We start from the raw sequence: 26,541 nt of genomic DNA, 5'->3' as shown, positions 1-26,541 counted from the left end.
GAACATTTTTTTTGTCCAGACGGGTCGAGTTGTCGGAGAAGTCGAGTTGCCGGCGAAGGGGACTCAGCCCTGCGGCCCACCCTCGTCGAGACGTGCCAGTTGGGTCTGGAACCAGTCCAGCCGGGCCTGCAGCAGTGCCGCCTCGGCCACGAGTTCGGACACCCCGAGCCCGGCGGGCAGATCCCCGACCACGGCCCCGCTCCCGGCGCGGACCCGCAGCCCGTCACCGGCCAGCCGCGCGAACCCCGCCAACGACAGGGACGTACGACCGCGTACACAGCCCGCGCAGGCCGCCGCGAGGGCGCGCCAGCCGGGGCGCCCCCAGCCCGCGTCCGCGAGCGCGGCGGCCACCGCACCGCAGGCGCAGGGACCGACCGTCGCGCTCCGCACCCGCTGGCGGGCGTAGCGGAACCCCTGTTCGAAGCGGATGTAGGCGCCGAGGACGGAGACCTCCAGGAGGACGGCCGCCCGGTGCTCGGCGGTGCAGAGCATGGCCTCGGCCGTGGCCGAGTCGTGCACGCAGTGGAAGCCGCAGTCGCAGCGGCGGTGTGGCGCCCGGTGCCGCAGCCCGTAGACGCAGCGCGCCTCGTCCAGCACTCCGTACGGCACCGCGCCGCCCAGCGAGACGCCGGTGAACCCGGCCCGGGTGCCGTCCTGGGACAGCACCGGGTGGGCGATCTTGTATCCGGTCGGCGGCTCCGTCGGGCGTTCCTCGGGGAGCCGCAGCCTCATCGGGCGACCGGGACCTCTTCGGGCACGGACGCCTCCAGCTCCTCGATTTCCTCGGGAAGTTGGAGATTGTCTTCGTCCGCGCGAGTCCGCTCTTCCGCGACTCCGGTGGCGAGTGCCTTGCCCAGCCTCATGACGCCTCCCGCGATCTGCCGTCGACTTCCGTCCCCGCCATGGTGACCCATGAGGGGCCGGGTTGGCACCAGGGCCTCGCGAAAGCGGCGACCTGATAGCAACGCTTTCCTTTACCTCGTAGAAGAATTAAGTGGAGCTTCACAGTGGAGCTGCCGAGACTACTCGTATGACGACCTCAGCCCCCTCCCCCCCTCCCCCCGCTTCTTCCCCCACCCCTCCCTTCGGCCGTGCGCTCTGCGCGATGGTCACGCCCTTCACCGAGGCGGGCGCGCTCGACCTCGACGGGGCGGCGTGGCTCGCCGACCGGCTGGTCCGCGCGGGCTGCGACGGCCTGGTCCTGTCCGGCACCACGGGCGAGTCCCCGACCACGACCGACGCCGAGAAGTCCGCGCTCGTACGCGCCGTGCGCGAGGCGGTCGGCGACCGGGCCGCGATCGTCGCGGGCGTCGGCACCGCCGACACGCGGCACACCGTCGAACTGGCCCTGGCGGCCGAAAAGGCGGGCGCGGACGGCCTGTTGGTCGTGACGCCGTACTACAGCAGGCCTCCGCAGGACGCCGTCGAGGCCCACTTCCGGGAGATCGCCGACGCCACCGGACTGCCGCTCACGCTGTACGACATTCCCGGCCGCACCGGCACCCGCATCGAGCCCGACACCCTGATCCGGCTCGCCGAGCACCCCCGGATCGTCGCCGTCAAGGACTGCGCGTACGACCTCCTCGGCACCCAGAAGGTGCTGGCCCGCACGGAGTTGGCGTACTACGCGGGCTGCGACGAGCAGGTGCTCGCGCTGCGGGCGGTCGGCGGGACCGGCTACATCAGCACGGTGGCGAACGCCGCCCCGGGCTCCTTCCGCGCGATCCTCGACGCGTTCGAGGCGGGGGACACGGCGGAGGCGGCCCGTCGGCAACAACGCGCTGTCCCGCTCATCGAGTTGATGATGTCGTCGGGCCTGCCCGGCACGGTCACGGCCAAGGCCCTGCTCGGCCGGCTCGGCCTGCCCGCGGGTCCGGTCCGCCCGCCGCTGCGGCCCGCCGGCCGGGAGGTGACCGACGGACTGCTGGCGGCGTACGAGGAGTTGACGGCCGCCTGATCAGCGCCTGGCGAAGACCGGTGTCCAGCGCCCGGCCGCGCCGTCCCGGCCGCCCCGGAATCCGCTCAGCGGTACCTCCTTGTCGCTGCCCAGGGCGACGACCACGAGCCGGTTGTGGAACTCGTTCGAGCCCGGCGTGATGTCCCACGCGATCAGGCGCTTGTCGTCGACCCAGGCGAGCAGTTCCTGCCCGCGTACGGTCGTGATCCGCCCGCCGGTGACGGGGTCCAGGATCGCGGAGGCGGTGTTCTCCGCGCCGCCCGCGAAGTCGCCCGCGGCGCGCCTGCCGTCCGGGGACAGCCGCGCGTCGACGTACCAGGGCAGGTGCTTCTCGTTCGCGGGTGCCTGAACCTGGTGGCCCCGGAAGTCGTAGAAGTACTGGCCCGGTGTCGTGGTGAACCCGGTGTAGACCAGCTTTCCGTCGTGGCTGAAGCCGAAGTCCTGGCGGTCGTTGAGGCCGCTGCCGTCGCCGGGCGACACCTCGTTCCAGGACGCCGCCTCACCGGAAGCGACATCGACGACGTAGAAGCCGGTCCGGCCCGGCTCCTGGAAGTTCGGCCAGGGGCTGCCCTGACCGTCCTTCGGCGTGACATGCAGATCGGGGTTCTTCTTGTAGGTCGTCGCGACGAGTTTGCGGCCGTCGGGCGAGAACGCGACCGCTCCGACGGTGTGGTCGACCGGAATCCAGCGTTCCACCTTGCCGGTGAGCAGGTTGAGCAGACCGATCCGCTTGGCGGGCAGTGTCCGCTCCAGGACGGCGGCGGTCCGCAGGCCGGGGGCGACCGCCACGAACGACCACTTCGTCTTCTCGTACGTACGGGTGCGCGCGTCGAGGAGCCAGTACGTACGGACGCCGACGTGGTGCGTGGCCGACAACTTGACGTTCGTCTCCGTGTAGTACGCGGCCAGCGCGACTCCCCCGGCCGCGATCAGGTCGCGCGGTGGGGTCTGGCCGGGGTGGGCGATGATGTCGTTCTCGTTCAGGACGTTCGCCGGGCGCACGTCGTCCTTGCCGGTGCCCAGCACGGGCATCGCGACGGCGACGGCGACCGCGGCGGCGGTGGCCACGGCGGCGGACGCGATCGTGCGGGTCCGGCGGCGCCGTCGGACGGCCAGTACCCGGTCGGCGAAGTCCACGGGCGGCGGGGCGAGGTCCGCGACCTGCTCGTGGAAGGAGTCTCGGACGAGGTCGTCGACGTTCACGGGCGCACCTCCAGCGGTGAGAAGTCACGGGACGACGGCCGCTCGTCGTCGCCCCGGCCGAGTGCGGCCAGTTCGGGGGCGAGGGTGCGCAGCCGGGCGAGCGAGCGGTGGGTGGTGGACCGTACGGTTCCGACGGAGCAGCCGAGGAGGCGGGCCACGTCGGCCTCGGGCAGGTCCTCGAAATAGCGCAGGACGAGCACGGTGCGCTGCCGGGCGGTGAGCCGGGCCAGCGCCCCCCGCATCACGACCCGCAACTCCGCGGCGGACGAGGCGTCCGCGTCGTGGAACCCGCCCTCGGGCGGCTCGGCGACGCTCAACTCGCGCCGGGGCCACTTCAGCCGCCAGCGGCTCACCTGCTGGCGGTACAGGACCTGCCGTACGTACGCCTCGGGTTCGTCGATCCGGTGCCATCGCCCCGCGGTCTTGATCAGGGCGTTCTGCAGCAGATCCTCGGCGGCGTGCCGGTCGCCGCCGCTGAGCAGCACGGCCGTCCTCAACAGCGTGGACGACCGATTCGCCACGAACTCCCGGAAGCTCTTCTGCGCTTCGGCATCCATCGTCACCTACGTCTTCCCCGAGGGTCTGCTCCGACGGCCCTGACGGCCCGCCCCTGTATCCCCTTGTGACGCGTGTGACCGCCCGCCGCTATGCCCCGGGGCCACGATCAATTCCACGGCGGACGACAAAAGACGACGGCAAAAGAAAGAGGCAAGGAAGTGATGACCCACTCCTTGCCACTTTCAACTTATAGCGCACCGGGGGGCTTGCGGCAAGGCCCCCGTCGTGCCGCAGAATCTCCGGCCGAGGCCGGAATCTGCGGAACGGGGAGTCGCGAAGTGCGGGTGCTGTTGTCGACGTGGGGATCGCGCGGGGACGCCGAACCGCTGGCGGGACTGGCGATGGGGTTGCGGGAACTCGGCGCGGACGTGCGGGTGTGCGCGCCGCCGGACGAGGGGTTCGTGGCGCTGCCGGCTCGGGTCGGCGTGCCGCTCGTGCCGCTCGGCCCGTCGGTGCGCTCGGTGGTGACCGGCGAGAGCCCGCCGTCGGCAGCGACCGCGTTCCGGCTCGCGCCCGAGCTGGTCGCCGCGAGGTACAAGACGCTCACCGCGGCGGCCGAGGGGTGTGACGCGCTGGCGGCGACCGGTCTGATGCCGGCCGACGCGCGCTCGGCGGCCGAGAAACTGGGCCTCCGCCACGTGTTCACGTGCTTCCATCCGTTCGGCGACGGCCGCCCGGGCCGGCGCGCCCCAGGTGGTCGTACCCCAGATCGTGGACCAGCCGTACTGGGCCGCACAGGTCGCCGAGTTGGGCATCGGCGTGGCCCACGACGGTCCGGCTCCGACCTTCGAGTCCCTGTCGGCCGCGCTCAGGACGGTTCTGGCCCCGAGACCCGCGCACGAGCGAGGCCGTGGCCGCCACGATCCGCACCGACGGGGCGACGGGGGCCGCGAAGCTTCTCCTCGACATGATCGACGTGATCGGCATGACCGGCCGGGAAAAGCCGCGCATGTCCGCATGAGCCACACGGGACCGCCCTGTCAGGACCCCGCACACGACAACCCGCACACACCGGTCCGGACGCCTTGCCGCGCGCAAGGGTCACGAGCGACCTCACCTTCGCAGGATTCGGAGCCAACGACGTGAACCCCCTGACCACCAGCGCGTTCGACCTTCCCGACCGTCTCTCCGCCAAGGCCGACCCGACGCTGATCGCCGGCGACGAGCGGCACTTCGCGGCTCTCGCGGAGTGCTTGGAGGAGTCGATCGCCGAGCTGACCGAACGCCTCGACGCCGCGCGCAGGGCGCCCGGCGGCCTCGGCCAGCAGGCGATGGACCGGGACATCGAGATCCACCGGCTGACCGCTCGCCTGCGCGCACTGCGTCGCTTCGGTCTGGACCTGTGCCTGGGGCACATGGTCGGCGCGGACAGCCCCGAGCCCGTGTACGTCGGACGACTCGGCCTTACGGACAGCACGGGTCGTCGGCTGCTGCTCGACTGGCGCTCCCCCGCCGCCGAGCCGTTCTTCGGAGCCACCCACGCCAACCCGATGGGGCTGGCGAGCCGCCGCAGGTATCGCTGGACGCGCGGCCGGATCGGCGACTACTGGGACGAGGTGTTCACCTCGGACGGGTTCGCCGGGCACGCCGCGCTCGACGACCAGTCCGCCTTCATCGCCAGCCTGGGCGGCGACCGGTCGGGGCGGATGCGCGACGTGCTCGGCACCATCCAGGCCGACCAGGACGCCATCATCCGCGCGGGATCACGCGGCGCTCTCGTCGTCGACGGCGGCCCGGGTACGGGCAAGACGGTCGTCGCCCTGCACCGCTCCGCCTACCTCCTCCACTCCGACCCGCGCCTCGGTCACCGCCGGGGCGGCGTGCTGTTCGTCGGTCCGCACCGGCCCTACCTGGCGTACGTCGCCGACGTCCTGCCCAGCCTCGGAGAGGAGGGCGTGCAGACCTGCGTCCTGCGGGACCTCGTCACCGAGGGGGCCGCGGCGACGATCGAGGCCGACCCGGACGTGGCCGCCCTGAAGTCGTCCGCGAACCTGGTGAAGGCGATCGAGACGGCCGTCAGGTTCTACGAGGAGCCGCCCACCAAGGGCATGACGGTCACGACCCACTGGTCCGACATCTGGCTGAGCGCCGACGACTGGGCCATGGCGTTCGAAGCGGCGGAACCCGGTACTCCGCACAACGAGGCCCGCGACCAGGTCTGGGAGGAGCTGCTCACGATCCTGGTGGACAGGCACGACGACGCCTCGGCACATGACGACGACGTCTCGGCCGACCTGCTCCGCACGTCGCTGCGGCGGAACAGGGAGCTGCTCCTGGCCTTCAACCGCGCCTGGCCGCTGCTCGAAGCGGCCGACCTCGTCTCAGATCTGTGGTCGGTACCCGCCTACCTGCGCAAGTGCGCACCCTGGCTCGGCCCCGACGAGGTCCGGACACTGCAGCGCGAGGACGCCCAGGCCTGGACGGTGTCCGACCTGCCGTTCCTGGACGCGGCACGGCAGCGGCTCGGCGACCCGGAGGCGGCGCGGCGCAAGCGTCGCAACGAAGCCGCCGTGGCCGCCGAACGCGCGCGCAGGGCCGACGTCATCGACAGCCTGCTGCAGAACGTCGTGATCGACGAGAGCGAGGGCGCGCTGGGCATGCTGCACGGACAGGATCTGCGGGACACCCTGGTCGACGAGTCCGCGCTGCCCGGCACCGAACCGGACCTGCTGGCGGGCCCGTTCGCGCACATCGTCGTGGACGAGGCCCAGGAGCTGACCGACGCGGAGTGGCAGATGCTGCTGCTGCGGTGCCCGTCCCGGAGCTTCACCATCGTCGGGGACCGTGCCCAGGCCAGGCACGGGTTCACGGAGTCGTGGCGGGAACGGCTCGAGCGGATCGGGCTCGACCGGATCGAGTCGGCCTCCCTGGGCATCAACTACCGGACGCCGGAAGAAATCATGGCGGAGGCCGAGCCGGTCATCCGGGCCGTGCTCCCGGACGCCAATGTGCCGACCTCCATCCGCAGCGGCGGCGTTCCCGTCGTCCACGGATCCGCCGCGGATCTGAGCTCGATCCTCGACACCTGGCTCGCCACGCACGCCGACGGGATCGCCTGCGTCATCGGCGATCCCTCATTCCCGACGACGTCCCGTGTCCGTTCGCTGACCCCGGAGCTGTCGAAGGGGCTCGAGTTCGACCTGGTCGTCCTCATCGATCCGGAGGCGTTCGGCGACGGCATCGAAGGAGCGGTCGACCGCTATGTCGCGATGACCCGAGCGACCCGGCAACTCGTCATCCTCACAAGCTGATGAAGCCGCTTCGACACCGACGATCAACAGGGCGCGCCGGCCCAGCCCGAGGGCTGCTCCGCAGGCAGGGCCTCCCGCATCGCCTTTGCGGTGGCGGTCGGGTCGTAGCCCTCGGGGACGCCTTCGACCAGAATGATCTCGCCCTCGATGTGCCGCGACCGCAGCGGTGCGATCTCCTGGTATGCGGGTGAGTCCCACCAGGCCCGCGCTTCGGCGATCCCCGGGAACCCGATCACGACGACGTGCCCGGGCCAACTGCCCTCCTTCACCTCGTGCTGCGCGGCGTGCACGAGAAAGCGTCCGCCGTACGGCTCGAAGGTGGTGGGGATGCGCTCGATGTACTCGGCGATCTCCGGGTGCGGAGCGGCCTCTTGCAGGTGGGCAATGGCGTAGGCGGGCATCGTGGTCCTTCCGGTCGGTCGGGCTCCGTACGCTGGAAGCCTGGCATGCGGGCGCACCCCGGTCGATGACCTGAGAGGTAAGCGGACCCCGCCCGCAGCACGGGCTGCACGCGCTCTTCCGTGCTGGTGCGGGGTGGCCGATAGGATCGGCCCATGACGTCACATCAGGCGGATGCCGCGTAGGTCCCCGCGCGAGCTGAGGGCCACCGTGCCCGTCGGGCGAAGCGACGGTGCGGCGAGCACGCTGCTCATCAGCGCGTGTCCTGGGCCGCCGGCGTGTGCTGCCGTGCACACATACCTCTTCGTCGACGGCCTCGACGTGGTCGCGCGCAGCGACAGCAGAATGGCCGGCCTCGATCCGAGGCGACTGCTCCGCCCGGGCGGACCGCTCTGTCCGACGGACATGCCGTGCAACGTGGATGTGGCGGCCCAGGAGCGGCCCGAGCCGGGGCCGGACAGGCTGACCGTCCGGGTCCGGCTCCGGGGCGAGACGGTCATCTGGTCCGACCTGATGTACCCGGGCCTCGATGGCACAGTTGTCGAGGAGGCTCACTTCCGCCTGGAGCAGTACCTGGGCGAGGTCGAGCGCGCATACGCGGCGTTGAAAGATCAGCTGGTGCTCCCGCCCGGCGAAGAGCGGTAGGACGTCGTGGACAGGCGCGTCGGCCATGGAGCGGCAGCGAGCGCCCTCCCTGCCGTCCTGGGGCCGTGGAAGGGCGCTCGATGGTGACCAACGTCGACAGCTGCCGACAGCTCGGCAGCAGGTCAGGGCGTTGGTCGAGGAGGCGGCCGCAGGTCACGGCCGCCGATGATCAGTTGTGGCTGTGCAGAATCTCGTTCAGGCCGCCCCACACCGCGTTGTTCGGCCGCGCCTCGACGGTTCCGGTCACCGAGTTGCGGCGGAAGAGGATGTTCGACGCACCGGACAGCTCGCGGGCCTTGACGATCTGCCCGTCGGGCATGGTCACGCGGGTGCCCGCGGTGACGTACAGCCCCGCCTCGACCACGCACTCGTCGCCGAGGGCGATACCGACGCCCGCCTCGGCGCCGATCAGGCAGCGCTCGCCGATGGTGATGCGGACGTTGCCACCGCCGGACAGGGTGCCCATGGTGGAGGCGCCGCCGCCGATGTCGGAGCCGTCGCCGATCACGACACCGGCCGAGATGCGGCCCTCGATCATCGACGTGCCGAGCGTGCCCGCGTTGAAGTTCACGAAGCCCTCGTGCATGACGGTGGTGCCCTCGGCGAGGTGCGCGCCGAGCCGGACGCGGTCGGCGTCGGCGATCCGGACGCCCTTGGGGGCGACGTAGTCCGTCATGCGCGGGAACTTGTCGATGGACGTCACCTGGAGGTGCAGGCCGTCGGCGCGGGCGTTGAGGCGCACCTTCTCGACGTCGTCCACGGCGACCGGGCCGAGCGAGGTCCAGGCGACGTTGGCGAGGTGACCGAAGATGCCGTCCAGGCTCTGGCCGTGCGGCTTCACGAGGCGGTGCGAGAGCAGGTGCAGGCGCAGGTAGGTGTCGTGCGCGTCGATCGGCTTCTCGTCCAGTGAGGCGATGACCGTGCGGACCGCGACCACTTCGACGCCCCGGCGGGCGTCGGGCCCGATGGCTTTGGCGGCGCCTTCGCCGAGCAGCTCGACGGCACGCTCGGCGGACAGCCGCTCGGTGCCGGCCGGGCCGGGTTCGGCGGACAGCTCGGGCGCGGGGAACCAGGTGTCGAGGACGGTGCCGTCGGCCGTGAGCGTGGCGAGGCCGGCGGCGACGGCGCCGGTGGTGCGAGTAGCAGTCGTGTCGGTCATGGGTGAAACCTAACGCGGCCCGGGGCGCACGAGCGAACCGGTACACCCGCCATCTCACGTGCCGGGCGCCCCGTACGCTCCTCTGCGGGACGCACGGCAGGACCCCGCCCTCGCACCCCGCGCGTCCCCCCGCGCCGAGCCCTCCCCTCAGCCGATCACCCGCCCCAACACCTCCCGCGCATACTCCTCGTCGTACGAGGCCCCCGTCAGCAGCACCTGCAGACAGATCCCGTCCACCAGTGCCACCAGCGCCCTCGCGGTGACGGGGTCGGTGCGGCGGGCGAGGGGTTGGGCGAGGTCCTGGACCCATTCGGCCGCGACGGGGCGCAGGGCGGGGCGGCGCAGCGCCGCGAGGTAGAGCTCGTACTCCAGCTCCACCCCCGTACGGTCGCCCGCGAGCCACTCCCCCATCAGTCCGGCGAGTTCGCCGGCGAGGTCGGCCCGGGGGTCCTCCAGCGCGCCGCGCGCGGCGATCACCTTGGCGAAGCCCTCGTTCGCCTGGCGCAGCGCGGCGACCATGAGCTCGTCGAGGGTCTTGAAGTGGTACGTGGTGGAGCCGAGCGGCACATCGGCCTCGGCTGCGACGGTGCGATGGCTCAGCCCGGCGAGTCCCTTGGCGCCCACGACCCGGATCGCCGCGTCGATGATCCGCTGCCGCCGCTCGGGGTCGTAGCGGCGCGCCGCCATCAGTGGGCCCCGCCGAGGTTCAGCACCACGACCCCGCCGATGATCAGCAGTATCCCGGCGACCTTGGTGAAGCTGAGCGCCTCGCCGAGGAACACCATGCCGATCGCGGCGATGACGGCGGTGCCGGCGCCGGCCCAGATCGCGTAGGCCGTGCCGACCTGGACGGTCTTGAGGCACTGCGCGAGCAGCACGAAGGCGATGACGTATCCGAGGACGGTCACCAGCGAGGGCCAGAGCCTGCTGAAGCCCTCGCTGTACTTCATGGCGGTCGTGGCGGCCACCTCGGAGGCGATGGCTCCGGCGAGCAGTGCGTATCCCATGTGTACGAGTGTACGCATCGATGCGTACGCACGTACACAAGGAGCGCGAGCCCCTCGCCACAGCTCACCCTGTAGCCGGCCGGCAGGCCACCGGCCCCGGTGCGCGCACCCGCGTCAGGCGGTCGAGCGCCCGCCGCTTGGCGTGGGCGGCCCGGCGCGGTACCTCCACCCGCCGGTAGCACGGCAGTTCGGCGGGGTCGGGGCGGACGGCTCCGGCGAGTTCATAGCCGTACGAGGTCAGCCGTTCGCCCAATACGGCCTCGCTCAGCCGTATTTGATCGGGCGTCAGCCTGGCGGACCAGGTGCCCGCCCGGGAGGTGTCCAGTGCGCCGTGGGTGCGCCGGCGCCAGGTCTTGCGGGCGGGTACGGCCATGCCTGCGACACGATGCGGCTCGGTCATCCCGGGGGCGTACTTCTCGCCCAGGAACCCGCACACGCCCCGGAGTTGACCCGCGGGATCGGCCACGAGCTCCTCGAAGCGAAGTCGGTACCAGCTGTCCGGGCCCAGTTCGCTGCATCCGGAGCAGCGAGGCGACGCAGCCCCGGCCGTCCCGTACGAGGTGGACGAACTGCGCGTCGGGGAACAGCCGCTGGATCTCCGCCACATGCAGGGCGTACGCGGGCCGCTTGTCGCCCCGGCGCACCTTGCCGTGCTCCTCGGCGTACGCCCGGAGCGCGATCCCGAGCGCCGAACCGAGGGTCGGCGGCCCGTCGGTGATCCGCGCGGTCACGCGCCCGGCGTCCAGCCCGAGCTCGTGGAAGCGGGTCTCCCTGCGGCCCGTGATCCAACGCTCGAGCGCAGCCGAGGACGAACACCGGACGGGTGGGGGTGGGTTGCACAGAAGCGGACACGACCTCACGCTGTCGCGCCCCGATGGGCCCGGACTTGGATCACACTGAGAATGCAATGTGAAGCCACCACGCCCATGAAATCCCATCAACCCCCATGAATCCCCGTGGGGCCACCGGGATCAGTGGGCAAACGGCTGCTCAGAAGTCACCAAGTCCACTACTGTTTCACCAGTCGCGCACCGGGTTTCCACGGCTACCGCCGTTCCGTGTGCCTGCGCCCCCTCTTGTGCTGAGACCAGTAGACGAATCCGCGTGCGCCTTGGGCGACGCTGGAGGAACGCGCATGCCAGAAACAACGCCAGAGCCCGAACCCGAGCCCGGGCCCGACCAGCCCGTGCCCACTTCGGAGGAACCCGCCTGGCGCCCCACCCCCCAAGGCACTCCCTATCCTGCGGAACTGCCTCCCTTCGTCGAGCCGCCGGTGCCCTGGGAGTCCGGGGAGTTCCCGGACGAGGGACGGCTGCCCGGAACCCGACGGCTGTGGATGGCCGGCGGACTCGCGGTGGCGGTACTGATCGCCACCGCGACCGCGATCGCCGTACTGGACAGCAACACTGACGCCGCGTCGAAGAACCGGGCGAACCACACCGCCTCCGACACCGACGTCCCGTTCATACCCGGCTTCTCCGCCTCGGCCGACGGCAGCACCACGGCCCCGGCGGGCAAGAACGCCCTGTCCTCCCCGCGGCAGTCCGGCTCCACCTCCACCGCGTCGGACTCGGCCTCGCCGGGGCCTTCGGAACAGGGGTCCGACGACAGGCCCGTCGCCGGCACCACCGAGCCGTCGAAGACCGCCTCGTCCAGCAAGCCTCCCGAGTCCAAGCCCGTCTCCTCGCGGAAGTCGCTCCAGTCGGTCAACTACCCGAACCGCTACTGGCATCTGAGCGACGGCTTCGTACGGCTCGATCCGGTGGATTCGGGCAGTTCGGGCTCGACCAAGCGGGACGCCAGCTTCAAGGTGGTGGCGGGACTCGGCAACTCCGACTGCTACTCCTTCGCCACCGCCGACGGCGCCTATCTGCGCCACCGCAACTTCTCTCTGCGCGCCGACCGCAACGACGGCTCCGACCTCTTCCGCAAGGACGCCACCTTCTGCCCCCGGACGTCCCCGTACACCGGCGCCGTCATGCTGGAGTCGATCAACTACCCGGGCCGCTATCTGCGCCACCGCAACTTCCAGCTCCGCCTGGACAGGGACGACAACAGTCAGCTCTTCCGCGCGGACTCGGCGTTCCGTGTGGTGAACGGCTGGTCCTGAGCGCAGGAACACCTAGCGCAGGAACACCTGTGGCCCCCGGCGAACTGCCGGGGGCCACAGACGTGTGCGAGGGCGTGCGCGGACTCAGACGTTGAACCCGAGCGCCCGAAGCTGCTCACGCCCGTCGTCCGTGATCTTGTCCGGGCCCCACGGCGGCATCCAGACCCAGTTGATGCGCAGTTCGTTGACGATGCCGTCCGTGGCGGACTTGGCCTGGTCCTCGATGACGTCGGTGAGCGGGCAGGCCGCGGACGTCAGGGTCATGTCGATCGTCGCGATGTTCGCGTCGTCGATGTGGATACCGTAGATCAGGCCGAGGTTGACGACGTCGATGCCCAGCTCGGGGTCGACGACGTCGTACAGCGCCTCACGGACTTCTTCCTCCGAGGCCGGCTTCATCGTCAGGGTCTCGTTCTCGCTCATGCCGTCTTCCTCTCGGCGCTCTCGCCCAGAGCCTGGGCCGTCGCGTCCTTCCACGCCATCCAACTCAGGAGGGCGCACTTGACCCGGGCCGGGTACTTGGAGACACCGGCGAACGCGACCGCGTCCTCCAGCACCTCCTCCATCGCGTCGTCGGGCTCGATCCTGCCCTTGGACTGCATCAGCTCCAGGAAGGCCTCCTGGATCTTCTGCGCCTCGGACACGTCCTTGCCGACGAGGAGCTCGTTCAGCACGGACGCCGAGGCCTGGCTGATGGAGCAGCCCTGCCCCTCGTACGAGATGTCCGCGATCTGCTCGCCGTCGTACTTCACGCGCAGCGTGATCTCGTCGCCGCACGTCGGGTTGACGTGGTGCACCTCGGCATCGCCATCCCGCAAGCCTCGCCCATGGGGGTGCTTGTAGTGGTCCAGGATGACTTCCTGGTACATCGAATCAAGCTTCACGTCTCAGCCAGCCCCTCAGCCGAAGAAGTTCCGGACGTGCTCCAGGCCGTCCACCAGCGCGTCGATCTCGGCCGGCGTGGAGTACAGATAGAACGACGCTCGCGTGGTCGCAGGAATTCCGTACCGCAGGCAGACCGGGCGTGCGCAGTGGTGTCCGACCCGGACCGCGATGCCCTGCTCGTCCAGGACCTGGCCCACGTCGTGCGGGTGGATGTCACCCAGGGTGAACGAGATCGCGGCGCCGCGGTCCTCGGCCGTGGTCGGGCCGATGATCCGCAGGTCGGGGACCTCGCCGAGCCGCTTCACCGCGTATTCGGTGAGCGCGTGCTCGTGGGCGAGGATCTTGTCCATGCCGATCGCGTTCAGGTAGTCGATCGCCGCGCCGAGGCCGACCGCCTGCGCGATCGGCGGGGTGCCCGCCTCGAACTTGTGCGGCGCCGGGGCGTACGTCGACGAGTGCATCGACACCGTCTCGATCATCTCGCCGCCGCCGAGGAACGGAGGCAGGTCCTCCAGGAGCTCCTGGCGGCCCCACAGCACGCCGATGCCCGTCGGGCCGCACATCTTGTGGCCGGTGAAGGCCACGAAGTCGGCCTGGAGGGCCTGGACGTCCAGCGGCATGTGCGGCGCGGCCTGCGAGGCGTCGATGCAGACCAGCGCACCGACCTCCTGGGCGCGGCGGACTATGGCCTCGACCGGGTTCACGGTGCCCAGGATGTTCGACACCAGCACGAAGGAGACGATCTTCGTCTTCTCGGTGATGATCTCGTTGATGTTCGACAGGTCGAGACGGCCGTCGTCGGTGAGACCGAACCACTTCAGCTTCGCGCCCGTGCGCTGCGCCAGCAGCTGCCACGGCACGATGTTGGAGTGGTGCTCCATCTCGGTGATGACGATCTCGGTCTCGTGGTCGACCCGGTAGGGCTCGTCGGCCCAGCCGAGCATGTTGGCCACGAGGTTGAGCGACTCGGAGGCGTTCTTGGTGAAGATCACCTCGTCGCGGCTCGGCGCGTTGATGAACGCGGCGACCTTGTCGCGCGCGCCCTCGTACAGCGCCGTGGCCTCCTCGGCGAGCACATGCACACCGCGGTGGACGTTGGCGTTGTAGCGCTCGTAGTACTCACTCAGGGCGTCCAGCACCTGGCGCGGCTTCTGCGAGGTCGCCGCGTTGTCCAGGTACACGAGCTTCCTGCCGTCGTGGACCTGACGGTCCAGGATGGGGAAGTCCTTGCGGATCGCCTCGGTGTCGAGGAGGCCCGGCAGCTGTGTCACGCGGATGCGCCACCCTTCGTGTCGACTTCATGCTTCGCATAAGCCTCGTAGCCCTCGTTCTCCAGCTTGTCGGCGAGCTCGGCGCCGCCGGACTCGACGATGCGGCCGCCGGAGAAGACGTGGACGAAGTCGGGCTTGATGTAGCGCAGGATGCGCGTGTAGTGCGTGATCAGCAGGGTGCCGACCTCACCGGTCTCACGGACGCGGTTGACACCCTCGGAGACGACGCGCAGGGCGTCGACGTCCAGGCCGGAGTCGGTCTCGTCGAGGACCGCGATCTTCGGCTTGAGCAGCTCCAGCTGGAGGATCTCGTGGCGCTTCTTCTCACCGCCGGAGAAGCCCTCGTTCACGTTGCGCTCGGCGAAGGCGGGGTCCATGGAGAGGCGCTCCATGGTCTCCTTGACCTCCTTCACCCAGGTGCGCAGCTTGGGGGCCTCGCCGCGGACGGCCGTGGCGGAGGTGCGCAGGAAGTTGGAGACCGAGACACCGGGGATCTCGACCGGGTACTGCATCGCCAGGAACAGGCCCGCGCGGGCGCGCTCGTCGACGGACATCTCCAGGACGTTCTCGCCGTCGAGGGTGACGGTGCCGCCGGTGATCGTGTACTTCGGGTGGCCCGCGAGGGAGTAGGCGAGGGTCGACTTGCCGGAGCCGTTGGGGCCCATGATGGCGTGCGTCTCGCCCTGCTTCACGGTCAGGTCGACGCCCTTGAGGATCTCCTTCGTGGCGTTGTCGGCCTCGACGGTGACGTGCAGGTCGTGGATTTCAAGCGTTGCCATGGGTTCCTCAGGACTCCTGGGTGAGGGAGACGAGCACGTCGTCCCCTTCGATCTTTACGGGGTATACGGGGACGGGGCGCGTCGCGGGAAGGCCGGACGGCTTGCCGGTGCGCAGGTCGAACGCGGAGCCGTGCAGCCAGCATTCGATCTGGCAGTCCTCCACCTCGCCCTCGGAGAGCGAGACGTTCGCGTGCGAGCAGATGTCGTTGATCGCGAACACCTCCCCCTCGGTCTTCACGACCGAGACCGGCGTGCCGTCGAGTTCCACCCGCTTCGGGGTGTCCTCCTCCAGCTCGCTCAGCCCACAGGCGCGTACGAACGTCGACGAGGCAGTCATCAGACCGACGCCTCCAGCTCCTCGTCGATCTTCACGAGGAGCCGCTCTTCGATGTCGTCGACACCGATCTGCTGCACGAGCTCGGCGAAGAAGCCGCGGACCACCAGTCGGCGGGCCTCGTCGGCGGGGATGCCGCGGGCCATCAGGTAGAAGAGCTGCTCGTCGTCGAAGCGGCCGGTCGCGGAGGCGTGTCCGGCGCCGACGATCTCGCCGGTCTCGATCTCCAGGTTCGGCACGGAGTCGACGCGGGCGCCGTCGGTCAGAACCAGGTTGCGGTTCATCTCGTACGTGTCCGTGCCCTCGGCCTTGGCCTCGATGAGGACGTCACCGATCCACACGGCGTGCGCGCCGTCGCCCTGGAGCGCGCCCTTGTAGGCGACGTTCGACTTGCAGTGCGGGGTGTTGTGGTCGACCAGCAGACGGTGCTCCTGGTGCTGGCCCGCGTCCGTGAAGTACAGACCGAACAGCTCGACCTCACCACCGGTGCCGGCGTAGGCCACGCGCGGGTGCAGGCGCACGAGGTCGCCGCCGAAGGTGACCACGAACGACTTGAACGTGGCGTCCCGGCCGATCAGCGCGTTGTGCTGGCCCACGTGCACGGCCTTGTCGTCCCAGTCCTGGACGGAGACGACGGTGAGCTTGGCGCCGTCGCCCAGGATGTAGTCGACGTTGGCGGCGAGCACGGTGTCACCGGTGTGGTCGATGACGACGACGGCCTCGGCGAAGGCTCCGAGCTCCACGACCTGGTGGCCGTAAGCGACCCCGCCCTCGCCGTGCACCGCGATGCGGATGGGCTCGGTGAGCACCGTCTCCTTGGGGACGGTGATCACGCCGGCCTTCTCGAACGCGGAGTACGCCTGGGCGGCGACGCGGTCCACCGGGGTGCCCGCCCGGCCGAGGCGCGCGTCGTCACGGCCGACGGTCTCCACGACGACGCCCGCGGGCGCCTCCACGTCGACCTTCAGGCCGTCGCCGGTCGCGACCGCGGTCCCGTCGTGCAGCCCGCGCAGGCGCTCCAGCGGGGTGAACCGCCACTCCTCCTCGCGGCCGTGGGGGACCGGGAAGTCCGCCACGTCGAAGGACGGGGGCGCGCTCATGCGCGTGGCGACGGTCGACTCGGCGGCCACCGCGATCTGTCCGGCGGTGGTGGAACCCACCGGGATGTTCTGAGCCTCAGCCATGGCTGTCGGTCTGCTCTCTTTCCTGCGTCGGTTGAGATCCTCGGGCCCGCCGGAAGGGGCGGGCCACCAGCTGTTTTCCGGGCGGCGGGTCTTAGCCGACTGCGCCTTCCATCTGCAGCTCGATCAGCCGGTTGAGTTCAAGCGCGTACTCCATGGGCAGCTCCTTGGCGATCGGCTCGACGAAGCCGCGCACGATCATCGCCATCGCCTCGAACTCCGTCAGACCGCGGCTCATCAGGTAGAAGAGCTGGTCCTCGGAGACCTTGGAGACCGTCGCCTCGTGGCCCATGGACACGTCGTCCTCACGGACGTCGACGTACGGGTAGGTGTCGGAGCGGGAGATGGTGTCGACGAGCAGCGCGTCGCACAGCACGTTCGACTTCGAGCCGTGGGCGCCCTCGCCGATCTCGACCAGACCGCGGTAGGACGTACGACCGCCACCGCGCGCCACGGACTTCGACACGATGTTCGACGACGTGTTCGGCGCCATGTGGACCATCTTGGAGCCCGCGTCCTGGTGCTGGCCCTCGCCCGCGAAGGCGATGGAGAGGGTCTCACCCTTGGCGTGCTCGCCCATCAGGTAGACGGCCGGGTACTTCATGGTGACCTTGGAGCCGATGTTGCCGTCGATCCACTCCATGGTCGCGCCCTCGTACGCCACGGCGCGCTTGGTGACCAGGTTGTAGACGTTGTTCGACCAGTTCTGGATGGTCGTGTAGCGGCAGCGGGCGCCCTTCTTCACGATGATCTCGACCACCGCGGAGTGCAGGGAGTCCGACTTGTAGATCGGCGCCGTACAACCCTCGACGTAGTGGACGTAGGCGTCCTCGTCGACGATGATCAGCGTCCGCTCGAACTGGCCCATGTTCTCCGTGTTGATACGGAAGTAGGCCTGGAGCGGGATCTCGACGTGCACGCCCTTCGGCACGTAGATGAAGGAGCCACCGGACCACACGGCGGTGTTCAGCGACGCGAACTTGTTGTCGCCGACCGGGATGACGGTGCCGAAGTACTCCTTGAAGAGCTCCGGGTGCTCCTTGAGCGCGGTGTCGGTGTCGAGGAAGATGACGCCCTGCTCCTCCAGGTCCTCGCGGATCTGGTGGTAGACGACCTCGGACTCGTACTGGGCCGCGACACCGGCGACGAGGCGCTGCTTCTCCGCCTCCGGGATGCCGAGCTTGTCGTACGTGTTCTTGATGTCCTCGGGCAGGTCCTCCCAGGACTCCGCCTGCTTCTCCGTGGAACGCACGAAGTACTTGATGTTGTCGAAGTCGATCCCGGACAGGTCCGAGCCCCAGTTGGGCATGGGCTTCTTCTCGAAGAGGCGCAGGCCCTTGAGGCGGAGCTTGGTCATCCACTCCGGCTCGCTCTTCTTCGCGGAGATGTCGCGGACGACGTCCTCGTTGATACCGCGCTTGGCAGAGGCACCGGCCACGTCGGAGTCGGCCCAGCCGTATTCGTACGTACCCAGACCCTCGAGCTCAGGGTGGGCAGTCTCCTCGATGGGGAGCGTCATGCGGGGTTCCTCCCGGCGGTACTTGCAGATGCGTTATGGGTAGATTCGGAAATCTTGGAAATCTTGGGGATGAACGTGGTGCACACACCGTCGCCGTGGGCGATGGTGGCCAGCCGCTGAACATGGGTGCCGAGCAGCTGGGAGAAGATCTCGGTCTCCGCCTCGCACAGCTGCGGGAACTGCTCGGCGACATGAGCGACCGGGCAGTGGTGCTGGCAGAGCTGCTCGCCGACCGGTGCGCTACGCGCTGCAGCAGCGTACCCGTCCACACTCAAGGCCTTGGCCAGCGCTTCGGTGCGCTGCTCCGGCGCGGCGGCCTCGACGGCCCTGCGGTACGCCTCGGCCTGGGCGGCCATCCGGGCGCGGGCGAACGCGACGACCGCCTCGTCCCCGCCCTCGCGCGCCGCGATCCAGCGCATCGCGTCCGCGGCGAGCTTGTCGTAGGACTGGTCGAAGGCGTCCCGACCGCAGTCGGTCAGGGCGAACACCTTGGCGGGACGGCCGCGCGTACGCGCTCCGTAGACCCGCTGCTCCCGTGCTTCCACCACGTCGTCGGCGACCAGCGCGTCGAGATGACGGCGCACGGCGGCCTGGGTCAGGCCCAGCCGCCCCGCGAGGTCGGCCACGGTCGACGGGCCGTGGTCCAGGATGGACCGCGCGACACGGTTGCGCGTCGAACGCTCACCGGTCGCGAGTTCCTCCTGAGGGGCCCCCGTGGGGGTCTCCCGAGCCTCGCCAACGTTTTTCACAACGCCATTGTTGCGTAATTCCCTGGAGCCTGACAAGCCGCGCCCCCGGAGACGGGCGGTGCGCTACATCACTTAGGTATACCTAAGGTGACCTGCGGAAACGATCTTTGATCGATCAATTCACTGGCTTCGGGACCTCCTCTCCGCAAGACTCGGGAACCATGTCGACACCCCCTCCGACCGGCCCACTCGTCACACGCGCGACCCTCGCCGCGCAGCTTCTGGAGCTGGGCGTCCAGCCCGGAGAAACGCTTCTCGCGCACTCCTCCCTGAGTTCCCTCGGCTGGGTCAACGGCGGCCCGGTCGCCGTCGTCCAGGGACTGCTGGACGCGCTGGGTCCCGACGGCACCCTGGTGGTCCCCACCCAGTCCGGGGACCTCTCCGACCCGGCGCTGTGGAGCAATCCGCCCGTACCCGAGGAGTGGTGGTCGCCCATTCGGGCGACGATGCCCGCCTACGACCCCCTCGTGACGCCCAGCCGCGGGGTCGGCGTGATCCCGGAGACCGTCCGCACCTGGCCCGGCGCCCTGCGCAGCGCCCATCCGCAGACCTCCTTCGCGGCCCTCGGCCCCCGCGCGGCACAGATCGTCGAGGGGCACGCCCCCGACTGCCGGCTCGGCGAGCGCAGCCCCCTGGCCCGCCTGGAGGCCCTAGACGCCCGGGTGCTCCTGCTCGGCGCGGACTACGACACGTGCACCAGCTTCCACCTCGCCGAATACCGCATACCGTCCCCGCTCGTCGAGGTGGGACGCCCGGTGCGCACCCCGCAGGGAGCGACCCGCTGGGAGGTCGTCACGGAGGTCTCCGTCGACTCCGACCGCTTCGACGAACTGGGCTCCGACTTCGAACGGGACCGCCCCGTCGTACGGGGCCGGGTGGGCGCGGCCGACGTACGCCTGTTCCCTGTGGCCGACGCGGTGGCGTACGCGGAGCGCTGGCTGGCACTGCACCGCCCCCGCGAGGAATGGGTCATGCCCAACACCGCCTCCTGAACCCCGCCCACCCGATCACCCGACCGGCTCCCTAGACTTGCGCCTCATGCGAAGCGAGCCCGTGGTCCAGGTCCAGGCCCTGGTGAAGCGGTACGGCGACAAGACCGCGGTGGACGGCCTCGACCTGGTGGCCGAGGCGGGCATCACCGCCGTACTGGGCCCCAACGGGGCGGGCAAGACGACCACGGTCGAGACCTGCGAGGGGTACCGGAAGCCGGATTCCGGCACGGTACGCGTCCTGGGCCTCGACCCGGTGAGACAGTCCGGGCAGCTCCACTCCCGCATCGGCGTGATGCTCCAGTCCGGCGGGGTCTACTCCGGTGCCCGCGCCGACGAGATGCTCCGCCATGTGGCGAAGCTCCACGCCCACCCCCTGGACGTCGACGCGCTCATCGAACGGCTCGGCCTCGACAGCTGCGGCCGCACGACCTACCGGCGGCTCTCGGGCGGCCAGCAGCAGCGCCTGGCGCTCGCGATGGCCGTGGTCGGCCGCCCCGAACTGGTCTTCCTCGACGAGCCGACCGCGGGCCTCGACCCGCAGGCCCGCCGCGCCACCTGGGACCTCGTCCGCGATCTGCGCGCCGACGGCGCCTCGGTCATCCTCACCACGCACTACATGGACGAGGCCGAGCAACTCGCCGACGACGTCGCGATCATCGACGCGGGCAGGGTCATCGCGCAGGGCTCCCCCGAGCAGCTGTGCCGCGGCGGCGCCGAGAACACCCTGCGCTTCACCGGCCGTCCGGGGCTCGACGTCGGCTCCCTGCTGAAGGCCCTGCCGGCCGACTGCACGGCCGCCGAGCTGACGCCCGGCTCGTACCGGGTGGGCGGCAAGATCGACCCGCAGCTGCTGGCCACCGTCACGTCCTGGTGCGCGCAGCACGGGGTGATGCCGGAGAAGATCTCCGTCGAACGCCACACCCTGGAAGACGTGTTCTTGGAACTGACCGGCAAGGAGCTGCGTTCGTGACCACCGCCGGTACCTACACCCCGAAGCCGGGGGCGGCCCCGCTGCCCCGGATGATCGGCGCGCAGGCCGCGCTCGAGACGAAGATGCTGCTCCGCAACGGTGAGCAGCTCCTCCTCACGGTGATCATCCCGACACTCCTGCTGGTCCTGTTCAGCTCGGTCGACATCATCGACACCGGCAAGGGCAAGTCGGTCGACTTCCTGGCCCCCGGCATCCTGGCACTCGCCGTGATGTCGACCGCGTTCACCGGGCAGGCCATCGCCACCGGCTTCGAGCGGCGCTACGGGGTCCTGAAGCGGCTCGCCGCCTCCCCGCTGCCCCGCTGGGGCCTGATGACCGCGAAGACGGCGTCCGTGCTGGTCACGGAGGTCCTCCAGGTCGTCCTGCTGACGGCGATCGCCTTCTCGCTGGGCTGGTCGCCGCACGGCAACCCCCTGTCCGTCCTGCTCCTGCTGATCCTCGGCACGGCCGCCTTCTCGGGCCTGGGCCTGCTGATGGCCGGCACGCTCAAGGCGGAGGCGACGCTCGCCGCCGCGAACCTGGTCTTCCTGCTGCTCCTCGTGGGCGGCGGTGTGATCGTCCCGATGGACAAGTTCCCGGCGGGCGCCCAGGACGTGCTCGGCCTGCTGCCCGTCTCGGCTCTCTCGGACGGGCTGCGGGAGGTGCTCCAGCACGGTGCGGGCCTGCCGTGGGGCGACCTCGGGATCCTGGCCGTGTGGGCGGTCGTCGGCCTGGGAGCGGCGGCCAAGTTCTTCCGCTGGGAGTGACTCCGGGTGTGAGCGACTCCGGGTGTTCCGGGTGTACGGACCTCCGAAACGGGCTGAGGTGGCGATTTGCGTAGGTGCGGGGGCCTCGTGAAGGCGTGCACAAGCGGCCGCCTACGATGGGGCGCGTGCCAAACGTGACCCGAGCCGACGCCGTAGCCTTCGCGCGCAACCCGCTCGCCCTCATCGCCGAACGCTGGACCCCGACCTCCCGGACGGTTCGACGAGCGGCCCTCGCCGCGCTCGTCATGTCGGTGGTCATCGTGGTCACCGGCGGCGCCGTACGGCTGACCGGTTCGGGCCTCGGCTGCCCGACCTGGCCCAAGTGCACCGACGACTCGCTCACCACGACGAGCGCGATGGGCTTCCACGGAGTCATCGAGTTCACCAACCGCATGCTGACCTACGTGCTGTGCGCGGCGGTCGGCTGGGCGATCATCGCCGCGCGCTCCGAGAAGCCCTGGCGGCGCGATCTCACCCGGCTCGGCTGGGCGCAGTTCTGGATCGTCATGAGCAACGCGATCCTCGGCGGCATCGTCGTCCTGGTCGGCCTCAACCCCTACACGGTCGCCGCGCACTTCCTGCTCTCCACGGCGCTCATCACGGTGGCCACGGTGATGTGGCAGCGCACGCGCGAGGGCTCCGCCGAGCCCCGCCCGCTGGTCGGCAAGGCGGTGCAGCAGCTCGTGTGGTGCCTGGTCGCCGCCGCCATCCTGCTGATCGCGGTGGGCACGGTGGTCACCGGCGCGGGTCCGCACGCGGGCGACTCCAGCGAAGTCGAACGCATGGCCGTGAACTGGGAGACCGTCGCCAAGCTGCACGCCGTGCTGGCCTGGATCGTGGTCACGCTGACCTTCGCCCTGTGGTTCGTCCTCAAGGCCGTCGACGCCCCCAAGGGCCCGCTCGACCGCACCCGCGAGCTGTTCCTGATCCTGCTCGGCCAGGGCGTCATCGGCTACGTCCAGTACTTCACGGACCTCCCCGAAGCCCTGGTCGGCCTCCACATGTTCGGCTCCTGCCTGGTGTGGATCGGCGTCCTGCGGGTCCTGCTGTCGCTGCGCGAACGCCCGGAGGCCGCGGCGGAACTGCCGGGTCCTGCCGCGGAATCGGCGCTCACGCGCGCGTAGGCTCACTCCACCCCGTACACCCGCCGCGCGTTCCCCGCCGCGATCAGGCCCGCCACCCGCTGCGCGTCCACCAGCGACCAGGCGCCCTCGGCGACCCAGGCGCCCAGCACCCGGGCGAGCGCCTCACGGAACAGGCGCGCGCCGACGACGTGCAGTTCGGGCAGACCGTGTGCCCCGCTGGAGAACAGAAGCTTGCCGAAAGGGGCCAGCTCCAGGATCTCGGAGAGGACGGCCGCCGCCCGGGCCCCCGTACGCACCAGCGCGGCACCCAGGTCGGCGTAGACGTGCGGGAAGACCCCGGCGAGGTGCGCCGCGTGACGGTGGTACGGGTAGCCGTGCAGGAGGACGAGATCCGTGCCCAGCCCGGCCGTGGCACGGGCGAAGTCGGTGAGCAGGACGGGGTCGGTGCGGTCGATGCGCAGACCGGGTTCGCCCAGGCCTGCGTGGAGCTGGAGAGGCAGCCCCGAGGCGACCGCGATCCACAGTAAGTGGCGCAGCAGAACCGGGTCGCTCAGCGCCCCGCCCACCCGGCGGCCCGCGAGCCAGCGGCCCGCCGCGCCCCGCACCTCCCCCGGTCCCGGCGGCTCGGGCGCGAGCGCCAGACCGTGGCGTCCCCCCGCGACCGACGTGAAGGCCACGGCGTTCGCGGCGGCCCCGTGAACGGACTCGGCGAGATTGGCGAGGAAGGACTCGACGGTGCCCGAGGTGTCCGCGACCTGTTCCGCCAGCAACTCCAGGCGGACGATCTCATGGGCGTGGGCCGCGCCGGTCGACGCCATCTCGCCCGGTCCCGTCAGGTCCCCGGGCAGCCCCGTGTCGACGAGATACGTCGTGATGCCGCTGCCGCGCAGGAGTCTGCGCCCCGACTCCAGGACGCCGAGTTCACGGCGCCGGGCCAGATAGCGGGCGGGCGGACAGTGCGGTTCCAGACCGAGCAGGGGCGGGCACCAGCGGCGTACCGCGAAGCCGGTCTGGGTGTCGAAGAAGGTGGTGCCGGGGGCCGGGGGGCCCTCGGTTCTGGCGAGGTGGGCCTCGAAGGTGCCGAGGCCCAACTCCGTCCTCAGTACGCCGTGGCAGTACTGGTCCACCAGGGACGGCGTTTCGATCATCCGGACTCCCCGCGACTGGACCGTTGCGTTCTTCAGGTCCTAACGGGTGAGGCGGGCGTCAGGTGTTGGTGAAGCGCAAGGCGTACCAACAGCTGACGGATGACAGCCGACAGATGACACCTGACGAGTGACAGCCGGCGGAAATCGGCTGACGGATATCAGATGACGGATATCAACTATCAGGTGACAGATAACAGATACTGTCAGTCGTTACTCGGCGCCCCGAGCTGGATCCCCGCCATCCTCTTCCACTCGTACGGCCCCGTCTTGACCTTCGCCGCGAACTCACCGTCGAACGTCTCGTGAACAGTGATCCCGGCCTTCTTCACGGCCTCTTGGGCAATCGTGAAGGTGGGCGCCACCACGTCCCCCCAGGCACCGTCCGCGCCGACGAGGACGATCCGGGCGCCGCGCTGTCCGATGTACTCGACGTGCCCCTCGGTCCCGCCGTGCTCCTTGGCGAAGGCGTTGATCCGCTGGGCGAGCTTGGCCGCCTTGCGCTCGGCCTTGACGTCCTGGGCGGCGCCGGTGGTCTCGTCAACCTGCTGCGTGTCTGCCATGGTCAGGATGCTACCGACGGGTAGATCAAACGGCGACGGGCGGGGTACGTGGCTTGGCCCACGTACCCCGCCCGTGAAGATCCGCCGGACGGGCCTTAGCGCAGGAAGGGGTCCACCGCGACCGCGACGAACAGGAGCGACACATAGGTGATGGACCAGTGGAACAGCCGCATCTCCTTGAGCTTCCCGCCGGTCACCTCGGCCTTGGCGCGGTTCTGCAGACCGTGCGCCTCCCACAGCCAGAACCCGCCCGCGCCGAGCGCGACCAGGGTGTAGAACCAGCCGGTGTAGCCGAGCGGGGTGAGCAGCAGCGAGACCGCGACCATCACCCAGCTGTAGATGACGATCTGGCGGGCGACCACCTTGTTGGAGGCGACGACCGGGAGCATCGGCACGCCCACGCGCGCGTAGTCCTCCTTCACCTTCATGGACAGCGGCCAGTAGTGCGGCGGCGTCCAGAAGAACATGACGAGGAAGAGGATGACCGGCGCCCACGACATGGAGTTGGTGACGGACGACCAGCCGATGAGCACCGGGAGGCAGCCGGCGATGCCGCCCCAGACGATGTTCTGGGAGGTGCGCCGCTTGAGGATCATCGTGTAAACGACGACGTAGAAAAGGAGCGCTCCGAGTGACAGCCAGGCGGACAGCCAGTTGACGGCCAGTCCGAACAGCAGGGTCGAGACGACCGCCAGCGTGATCCCGAAGGCCAGGCACTCGCGCGGGCTGACCATGCCGGTGACCAGCGGCCGCTGCGAGGTGCGCTCCATCAGGGCGTCGATGTCGCGGTCGATGTACATGTTCAGCGCGTTGGCGCCGCCCGCCGACAGATAGCCTCCGAGGCAGGTGAGCAGGACCAGTTTGAGGTCGGGTACACCCTGCTGGGCCAGGAACATCACCGGAACGGTGGTGATCAGCAGCAGTTCGATGATTCGCGGCTTGGTCAGCGCCACGAACGCCTTGACACGGGCCCCGAACGGCCGGTGGCTTGGGCTGCTGCTCGTCCCGAGCACTCCCGCTGGACGGGATTCGACGGCCGTCACGCACACCCCTGACAGAGACATCCCAGCAAGCCCCCGGGTGTGAACTCCCCGTAAAGGCTCGCGCGTACCACGCCACTGTAGACGTTGCCTATACCTCGGCCTTCGCGGGGGTGGGGTCGTGTTGGGAGCGGCCGCACCAGGGCGGGGAGAGGGCGTGCACGACGGGCGCGACGGAGCTCGATTGAGCACTCTTACGAGCGGCTCCGTATTCAGTTGCCGAACACGGATCGGACCAGTCGGGAGGCGGATCCCGGAGAGTCCCGGCAGTCTGGAATGACTCGAAAAAACGCACGTACCTACGGGGGTAGGCTCGACAACGGCCGGTGGGCGCCCAGTGCACCGGCATTCGACATGCGTGACATGTGGAGAGGAGCCCTGACCCAGGGTGAGCACCAAGCCGACCACCACAGACCTCGAGTGGACCGAGTTGGACCAGCGGGCCGTCGACACCGCCCGCGTCCTGGCCGCCGATGCCGTACAGAAGGTCGGAAACGGCCATCCCGGTACGGCCATGAGTCTGGCGCCTGCCGCGTACACCCTCTTTCAGAAGGTGATGCGGCACGACCCGGCGGACCCCGACTGGACCGGACGTGACCGCTTCGTGCTGTCCGCGGGCCACTCGTCCCTGACCCTCTACACGCAGCTCTACCTGGCCGGGTTCGGCCTGGAGCTGGACGATCTGGAGTCCTTCCGGACGTGGGGCTCCCGCACCCCGGGCCACCCCGAGTACGGGCACACCCCGGGTGTGGAGACCACGACCGGCCCGCTCGGGCAGGGTGTCGCCAACGCGGTGGGCATGGCGATGGCCGCCCGCTACGAGCGCGGTCTGTTCGACCCGGACGCGGCGCAGGGCGAGTCCCCCTTCGACCACTTCATCTACGCGATCGCCGGTGACGGCTGCCTCCAGGAGGGCATCTCGCACGAGGCGTCCTCCCTGGCCGGTCACCAGAAGCTCGGCAACCTCGTCCT

At 70.0% G+C, this 26,541-nt stretch carries 28 protein-coding genes and 2 pseudogenes; 9 read left to right on the top strand and 21 right to left on the bottom strand.

Features of this window, described 5'->3' with window-relative positions:
- Nucleotides 1-63: 63 nt before the first annotated feature.
- Both KVT44_RS35455 and KVT44_RS60185 read right to left on the bottom strand, forming a co-directional pair.
- The gene (locus KVT44_RS35455; protein WP_097284183.1) at nucleotides 64-732 is read right to left on the bottom strand and encodes a hypothetical protein; all 669 of its coding nucleotides are present in this window, start codon (nucleotides 730-732) and stop codon (nucleotides 64-66) included.
- Nucleotides 729-863 carry a hypothetical protein gene (locus KVT44_RS60185; protein ID WP_268256010.1) on the bottom strand — a complete coding sequence of 45 codons (135 nt, stop codon included), beginning with the start codon at nucleotides 861-863 and terminating at the stop codon, nucleotides 729-731. Before KVT44_RS60185 ends, KVT44_RS35455 begins: the two co-directional genes overlap by 4 nt.
- Nucleotides 864-1,030: 167 nt before the next feature.
- Here KVT44_RS60185 and dapA point away from each other — a divergent pair, with 167 nt between their 5' ends.
- A complete protein-coding gene (gene dapA, locus KVT44_RS35450) occupies nucleotides 1,031-1,957 on the top strand; it encodes a 4-hydroxy-tetrahydrodipicolinate synthase (RefSeq protein ID WP_217571492.1) in 927 nt (308 codons plus the stop codon).
- On the opposite strand, the gene KVT44_RS35445 is transcribed toward dapA, so the two are convergent.
- Both KVT44_RS35445 and KVT44_RS35440 read right to left on the bottom strand, forming a co-directional pair.
- On the bottom strand, nucleotides 1,958-3,160 hold the full coding sequence (locus KVT44_RS35445; RefSeq protein ID WP_217571490.1) for a WD40 repeat domain-containing protein: 1,203 nt from the start codon (nucleotides 3,158-3,160) through the stop codon (nucleotides 1,958-1,960).
- Nucleotides 3,157-3,717, bottom strand: coding sequence for a SigE family RNA polymerase sigma factor (locus KVT44_RS35440; protein WP_190170406.1), 561 nt, complete (start codon nucleotides 3,715-3,717; stop codon nucleotides 3,157-3,159). The genes KVT44_RS35445 and KVT44_RS35440 overlap by 4 nt, the downstream gene beginning before the upstream one ends.
- A gap of 1,083 nt (nucleotides 3,718-4,800) precedes the next feature.
- Between KVT44_RS35440 and helR the strand changes: the two genes are divergently transcribed.
- Nucleotides 4,801-6,969 carry an RNA polymerase recycling motor ATPase HelR gene (gene helR, locus KVT44_RS35430; protein WP_217571488.1) on the top strand — a complete coding sequence of 723 codons (2,169 nt, stop codon included), beginning with the start codon at nucleotides 4,801-4,803 and terminating at the stop codon, nucleotides 6,967-6,969.
- A gap of 23 nt (nucleotides 6,970-6,992) precedes the next feature.
- Here the strand turns inward: helR and KVT44_RS35425 are convergent, their stop codons facing one another.
- The gene (locus tag KVT44_RS35425) at nucleotides 6,993-7,370 is read right to left on the bottom strand and encodes a DUF1330 domain-containing protein (protein ID WP_217571486.1); all 378 of its coding nucleotides are present in this window, start codon (nucleotides 7,368-7,370) and stop codon (nucleotides 6,993-6,995) included.
- 286 nt (nucleotides 7,371-7,656) lie between these two features.
- Between KVT44_RS35425 and KVT44_RS35420 the strand changes: the two genes are divergently transcribed.
- On the top strand, nucleotides 7,657-8,013 hold the full coding sequence (locus tag KVT44_RS35420) for a hypothetical protein (protein WP_217571484.1): 357 nt from the start codon (nucleotides 7,657-7,659) through the stop codon (nucleotides 8,011-8,013).
- Nucleotides 8,014-8,182: 169 nt separating this feature from the next.
- Here KVT44_RS35420 and dapD read toward each other — a convergent pair whose 3' ends face one another.
- The 5 genes and pseudogenes from dapD to KVT44_RS61145 form a co-directional block, all read right to left on the bottom strand.
- Entirely contained in the window at nucleotides 8,183-9,172 is a 990-nt protein-coding gene (gene dapD, locus KVT44_RS35415; RefSeq protein ID WP_217571482.1) for a 2,3,4,5-tetrahydropyridine-2,6-dicarboxylate N-succinyltransferase, read from the bottom strand.
- A gap of 147 nt (nucleotides 9,173-9,319) precedes the next feature.
- Entirely contained in the window at nucleotides 9,320-9,859 is a 540-nt protein-coding gene (locus tag KVT44_RS35410; protein WP_190170298.1) for a TetR/AcrR family transcriptional regulator, read from the bottom strand.
- Nucleotides 9,859-10,179: a multidrug efflux SMR transporter gene (locus KVT44_RS35405; protein ID WP_060902166.1), complete on the bottom strand. Its 321-nt coding sequence runs from the start codon at nucleotides 10,177-10,179 to the stop codon at nucleotides 9,859-9,861. Before KVT44_RS35405 ends, KVT44_RS35410 begins: the two co-directional genes overlap by 1 nt.
- 64 nt (nucleotides 10,180-10,243) lie before the next feature.
- On the bottom strand, nucleotides 10,244-10,645 hold the full coding sequence (locus KVT44_RS58645) for a hypothetical protein (RefSeq protein ID WP_254650351.1): 402 nt from the start codon (nucleotides 10,643-10,645) through the stop codon (nucleotides 10,244-10,246).
- Nucleotides 10,646-11,117, bottom strand: a pseudogene (locus tag KVT44_RS61145) (sulfotransferase); the annotation flags it as partial.
- 197 nt (nucleotides 11,118-11,314) lie between these two features.
- Here KVT44_RS61145 and KVT44_RS35390 point away from each other — a divergent pair.
- Nucleotides 11,315-12,289, top strand: a complete 975-nt coding sequence (locus tag KVT44_RS35390) for an AbfB domain-containing protein (protein WP_217571476.1) — start codon at nucleotides 11,315-11,317, stop codon at nucleotides 12,287-12,289.
- Nucleotides 12,290-12,373: 84 nt separating this feature from the next.
- Here KVT44_RS35390 and KVT44_RS35385 read toward each other — a convergent pair whose 3' ends face one another.
- The 8 genes from KVT44_RS35385 to KVT44_RS35350 form a co-directional block, all read right to left on the bottom strand.
- Nucleotides 12,374-12,712, bottom strand: coding sequence for a metal-sulfur cluster assembly factor (locus tag KVT44_RS35385; protein ID WP_054235892.1), 339 nt, complete (start codon nucleotides 12,710-12,712; stop codon nucleotides 12,374-12,376).
- Nucleotides 12,709-13,173 carry a Fe-S cluster assembly sulfur transfer protein SufU gene (gene sufU, locus KVT44_RS35380; RefSeq protein WP_190170295.1) on the bottom strand — a complete coding sequence of 155 codons (465 nt, stop codon included), beginning with the start codon at nucleotides 13,171-13,173 and terminating at the stop codon, nucleotides 12,709-12,711. The genes KVT44_RS35385 and sufU overlap by 4 nt, the downstream gene beginning before the upstream one ends.
- A 15-nt stretch (nucleotides 13,174-13,188) precedes the next feature.
- Nucleotides 13,189-14,445 (bottom strand): cysteine desulfurase, encoded by a 1,257-nt coding sequence (locus tag KVT44_RS35375; protein ID WP_054235894.1) that lies wholly within the window; start codon nucleotides 14,443-14,445, stop codon nucleotides 13,189-13,191.
- Entirely contained in the window at nucleotides 14,442-15,224 is a 783-nt protein-coding gene (gene sufC, locus KVT44_RS35370; protein ID WP_099923317.1) for a Fe-S cluster assembly ATPase SufC, read from the bottom strand. Before sufC ends, KVT44_RS35375 begins: the two co-directional genes overlap by 4 nt.
- 7 nt (nucleotides 15,225-15,231) lie before the next feature.
- On the bottom strand, nucleotides 15,232-15,561 hold the full coding sequence (locus tag KVT44_RS35365; RefSeq protein WP_054235896.1) for a bifunctional 3-phenylpropionate/cinnamic acid dioxygenase ferredoxin subunit: 330 nt from the start codon (nucleotides 15,559-15,561) through the stop codon (nucleotides 15,232-15,234).
- Complete coding sequence (sufD, locus tag KVT44_RS35360) at nucleotides 15,561-16,742, bottom strand: Fe-S cluster assembly protein SufD (protein WP_217571474.1); 1,182 nt, start codon at nucleotides 16,740-16,742, stop codon at nucleotides 15,561-15,563. The genes KVT44_RS35365 and sufD overlap by 1 nt, the downstream gene beginning before the upstream one ends.
- 91 nt (nucleotides 16,743-16,833) lie before the next feature.
- Nucleotides 16,834-18,258 carry a Fe-S cluster assembly protein SufB gene (sufB, locus tag KVT44_RS35355; protein WP_054235898.1) on the bottom strand — a complete coding sequence of 475 codons (1,425 nt, stop codon included), beginning with the start codon at nucleotides 18,256-18,258 and terminating at the stop codon, nucleotides 16,834-16,836.
- Nucleotides 18,255-19,007, bottom strand: a complete 753-nt coding sequence (locus tag KVT44_RS35350; protein WP_217571472.1) for a metalloregulator ArsR/SmtB family transcription factor — start codon at nucleotides 19,005-19,007, stop codon at nucleotides 18,255-18,257. Before KVT44_RS35350 ends, sufB begins: the two co-directional genes overlap by 4 nt.
- Nucleotides 19,008-19,168: 161 nt before the next feature.
- Here KVT44_RS35350 and KVT44_RS35345 point away from each other — a divergent pair, with 161 nt between their 5' ends.
- From KVT44_RS35345 to KVT44_RS35330, 4 genes are all read left to right on the top strand, one after another.
- A complete protein-coding gene (locus KVT44_RS35345; RefSeq protein ID WP_217571470.1) occupies nucleotides 19,169-19,999 on the top strand; it encodes an aminoglycoside N(3)-acetyltransferase in 831 nt (276 codons plus the stop codon).
- Nucleotides 20,000-20,045: 46 nt separating this feature from the next.
- The gene (locus KVT44_RS35340) at nucleotides 20,046-20,969 is read left to right on the top strand and encodes an ABC transporter ATP-binding protein (RefSeq protein WP_067733685.1); all 924 of its coding nucleotides are present in this window, start codon (nucleotides 20,046-20,048) and stop codon (nucleotides 20,967-20,969) included.
- A 50-nt stretch (nucleotides 20,970-21,019) separates the two neighbouring features.
- Nucleotides 21,020-21,736: an ABC transporter permease gene (locus KVT44_RS35335; RefSeq protein WP_254650359.1), complete on the top strand. Its 717-nt coding sequence runs from the start codon at nucleotides 21,020-21,022 to the stop codon at nucleotides 21,734-21,736.
- Nucleotides 21,737-21,852: 116 nt separating this feature from the next.
- Nucleotides 21,853-22,860 (top strand): heme A synthase, encoded by a 1,008-nt coding sequence (locus KVT44_RS35330; protein WP_099923312.1) that lies wholly within the window; start codon nucleotides 21,853-21,855, stop codon nucleotides 22,858-22,860.
- A 2-nt stretch (nucleotides 22,861-22,862) separates the two neighbouring features.
- Here the strand turns inward: KVT44_RS35330 and KVT44_RS35325 are convergent, their stop codons facing one another.
- The 3 genes from KVT44_RS35325 to KVT44_RS35315 all read right to left on the bottom strand — a co-directional run bounded on the left by KVT44_RS35325 (nucleotide 22,863) and on the right by KVT44_RS35315 (nucleotide 25,578).
- Nucleotides 22,863-23,969 carry an amidohydrolase family protein gene (locus KVT44_RS35325; protein WP_168508055.1) on the bottom strand — a complete coding sequence of 369 codons (1,107 nt, stop codon included), beginning with the start codon at nucleotides 23,967-23,969 and terminating at the stop codon, nucleotides 22,863-22,865.
- A gap of 203 nt (nucleotides 23,970-24,172) precedes the next feature.
- Nucleotides 24,173-24,529 (bottom strand): hypothetical protein, encoded by a 357-nt coding sequence (locus tag KVT44_RS35320; protein WP_217571467.1) that lies wholly within the window; start codon nucleotides 24,527-24,529, stop codon nucleotides 24,173-24,175.
- Nucleotides 24,530-24,624: 95 nt separating this feature from the next.
- A complete protein-coding gene (locus tag KVT44_RS35315; RefSeq protein WP_099923309.1) occupies nucleotides 24,625-25,578 on the bottom strand; it encodes a heme o synthase in 954 nt (317 codons plus the stop codon).
- A gap of 379 nt (nucleotides 25,579-25,957) precedes the next feature.
- On the opposite strand from KVT44_RS35315, the pseudogene KVT44_RS35310 reads away from it, so the two are divergent.
- A pseudogene (locus KVT44_RS35310) lies at nucleotides 25,958-26,541 on the top strand (transketolase); the annotation flags it as partial.

The organism is Streptomyces sp. GbtcB7 (assembly GCF_019091445.1).
Lineage (GTDB): Bacteria > Actinomycetota > Actinomycetes > Streptomycetales > Streptomycetaceae > Streptomyces > Streptomyces mirabilis.
Note: the sequence above shows the minus strand (reverse complement) of the source record. Positions and strands in the feature narration are given on the sequence as shown.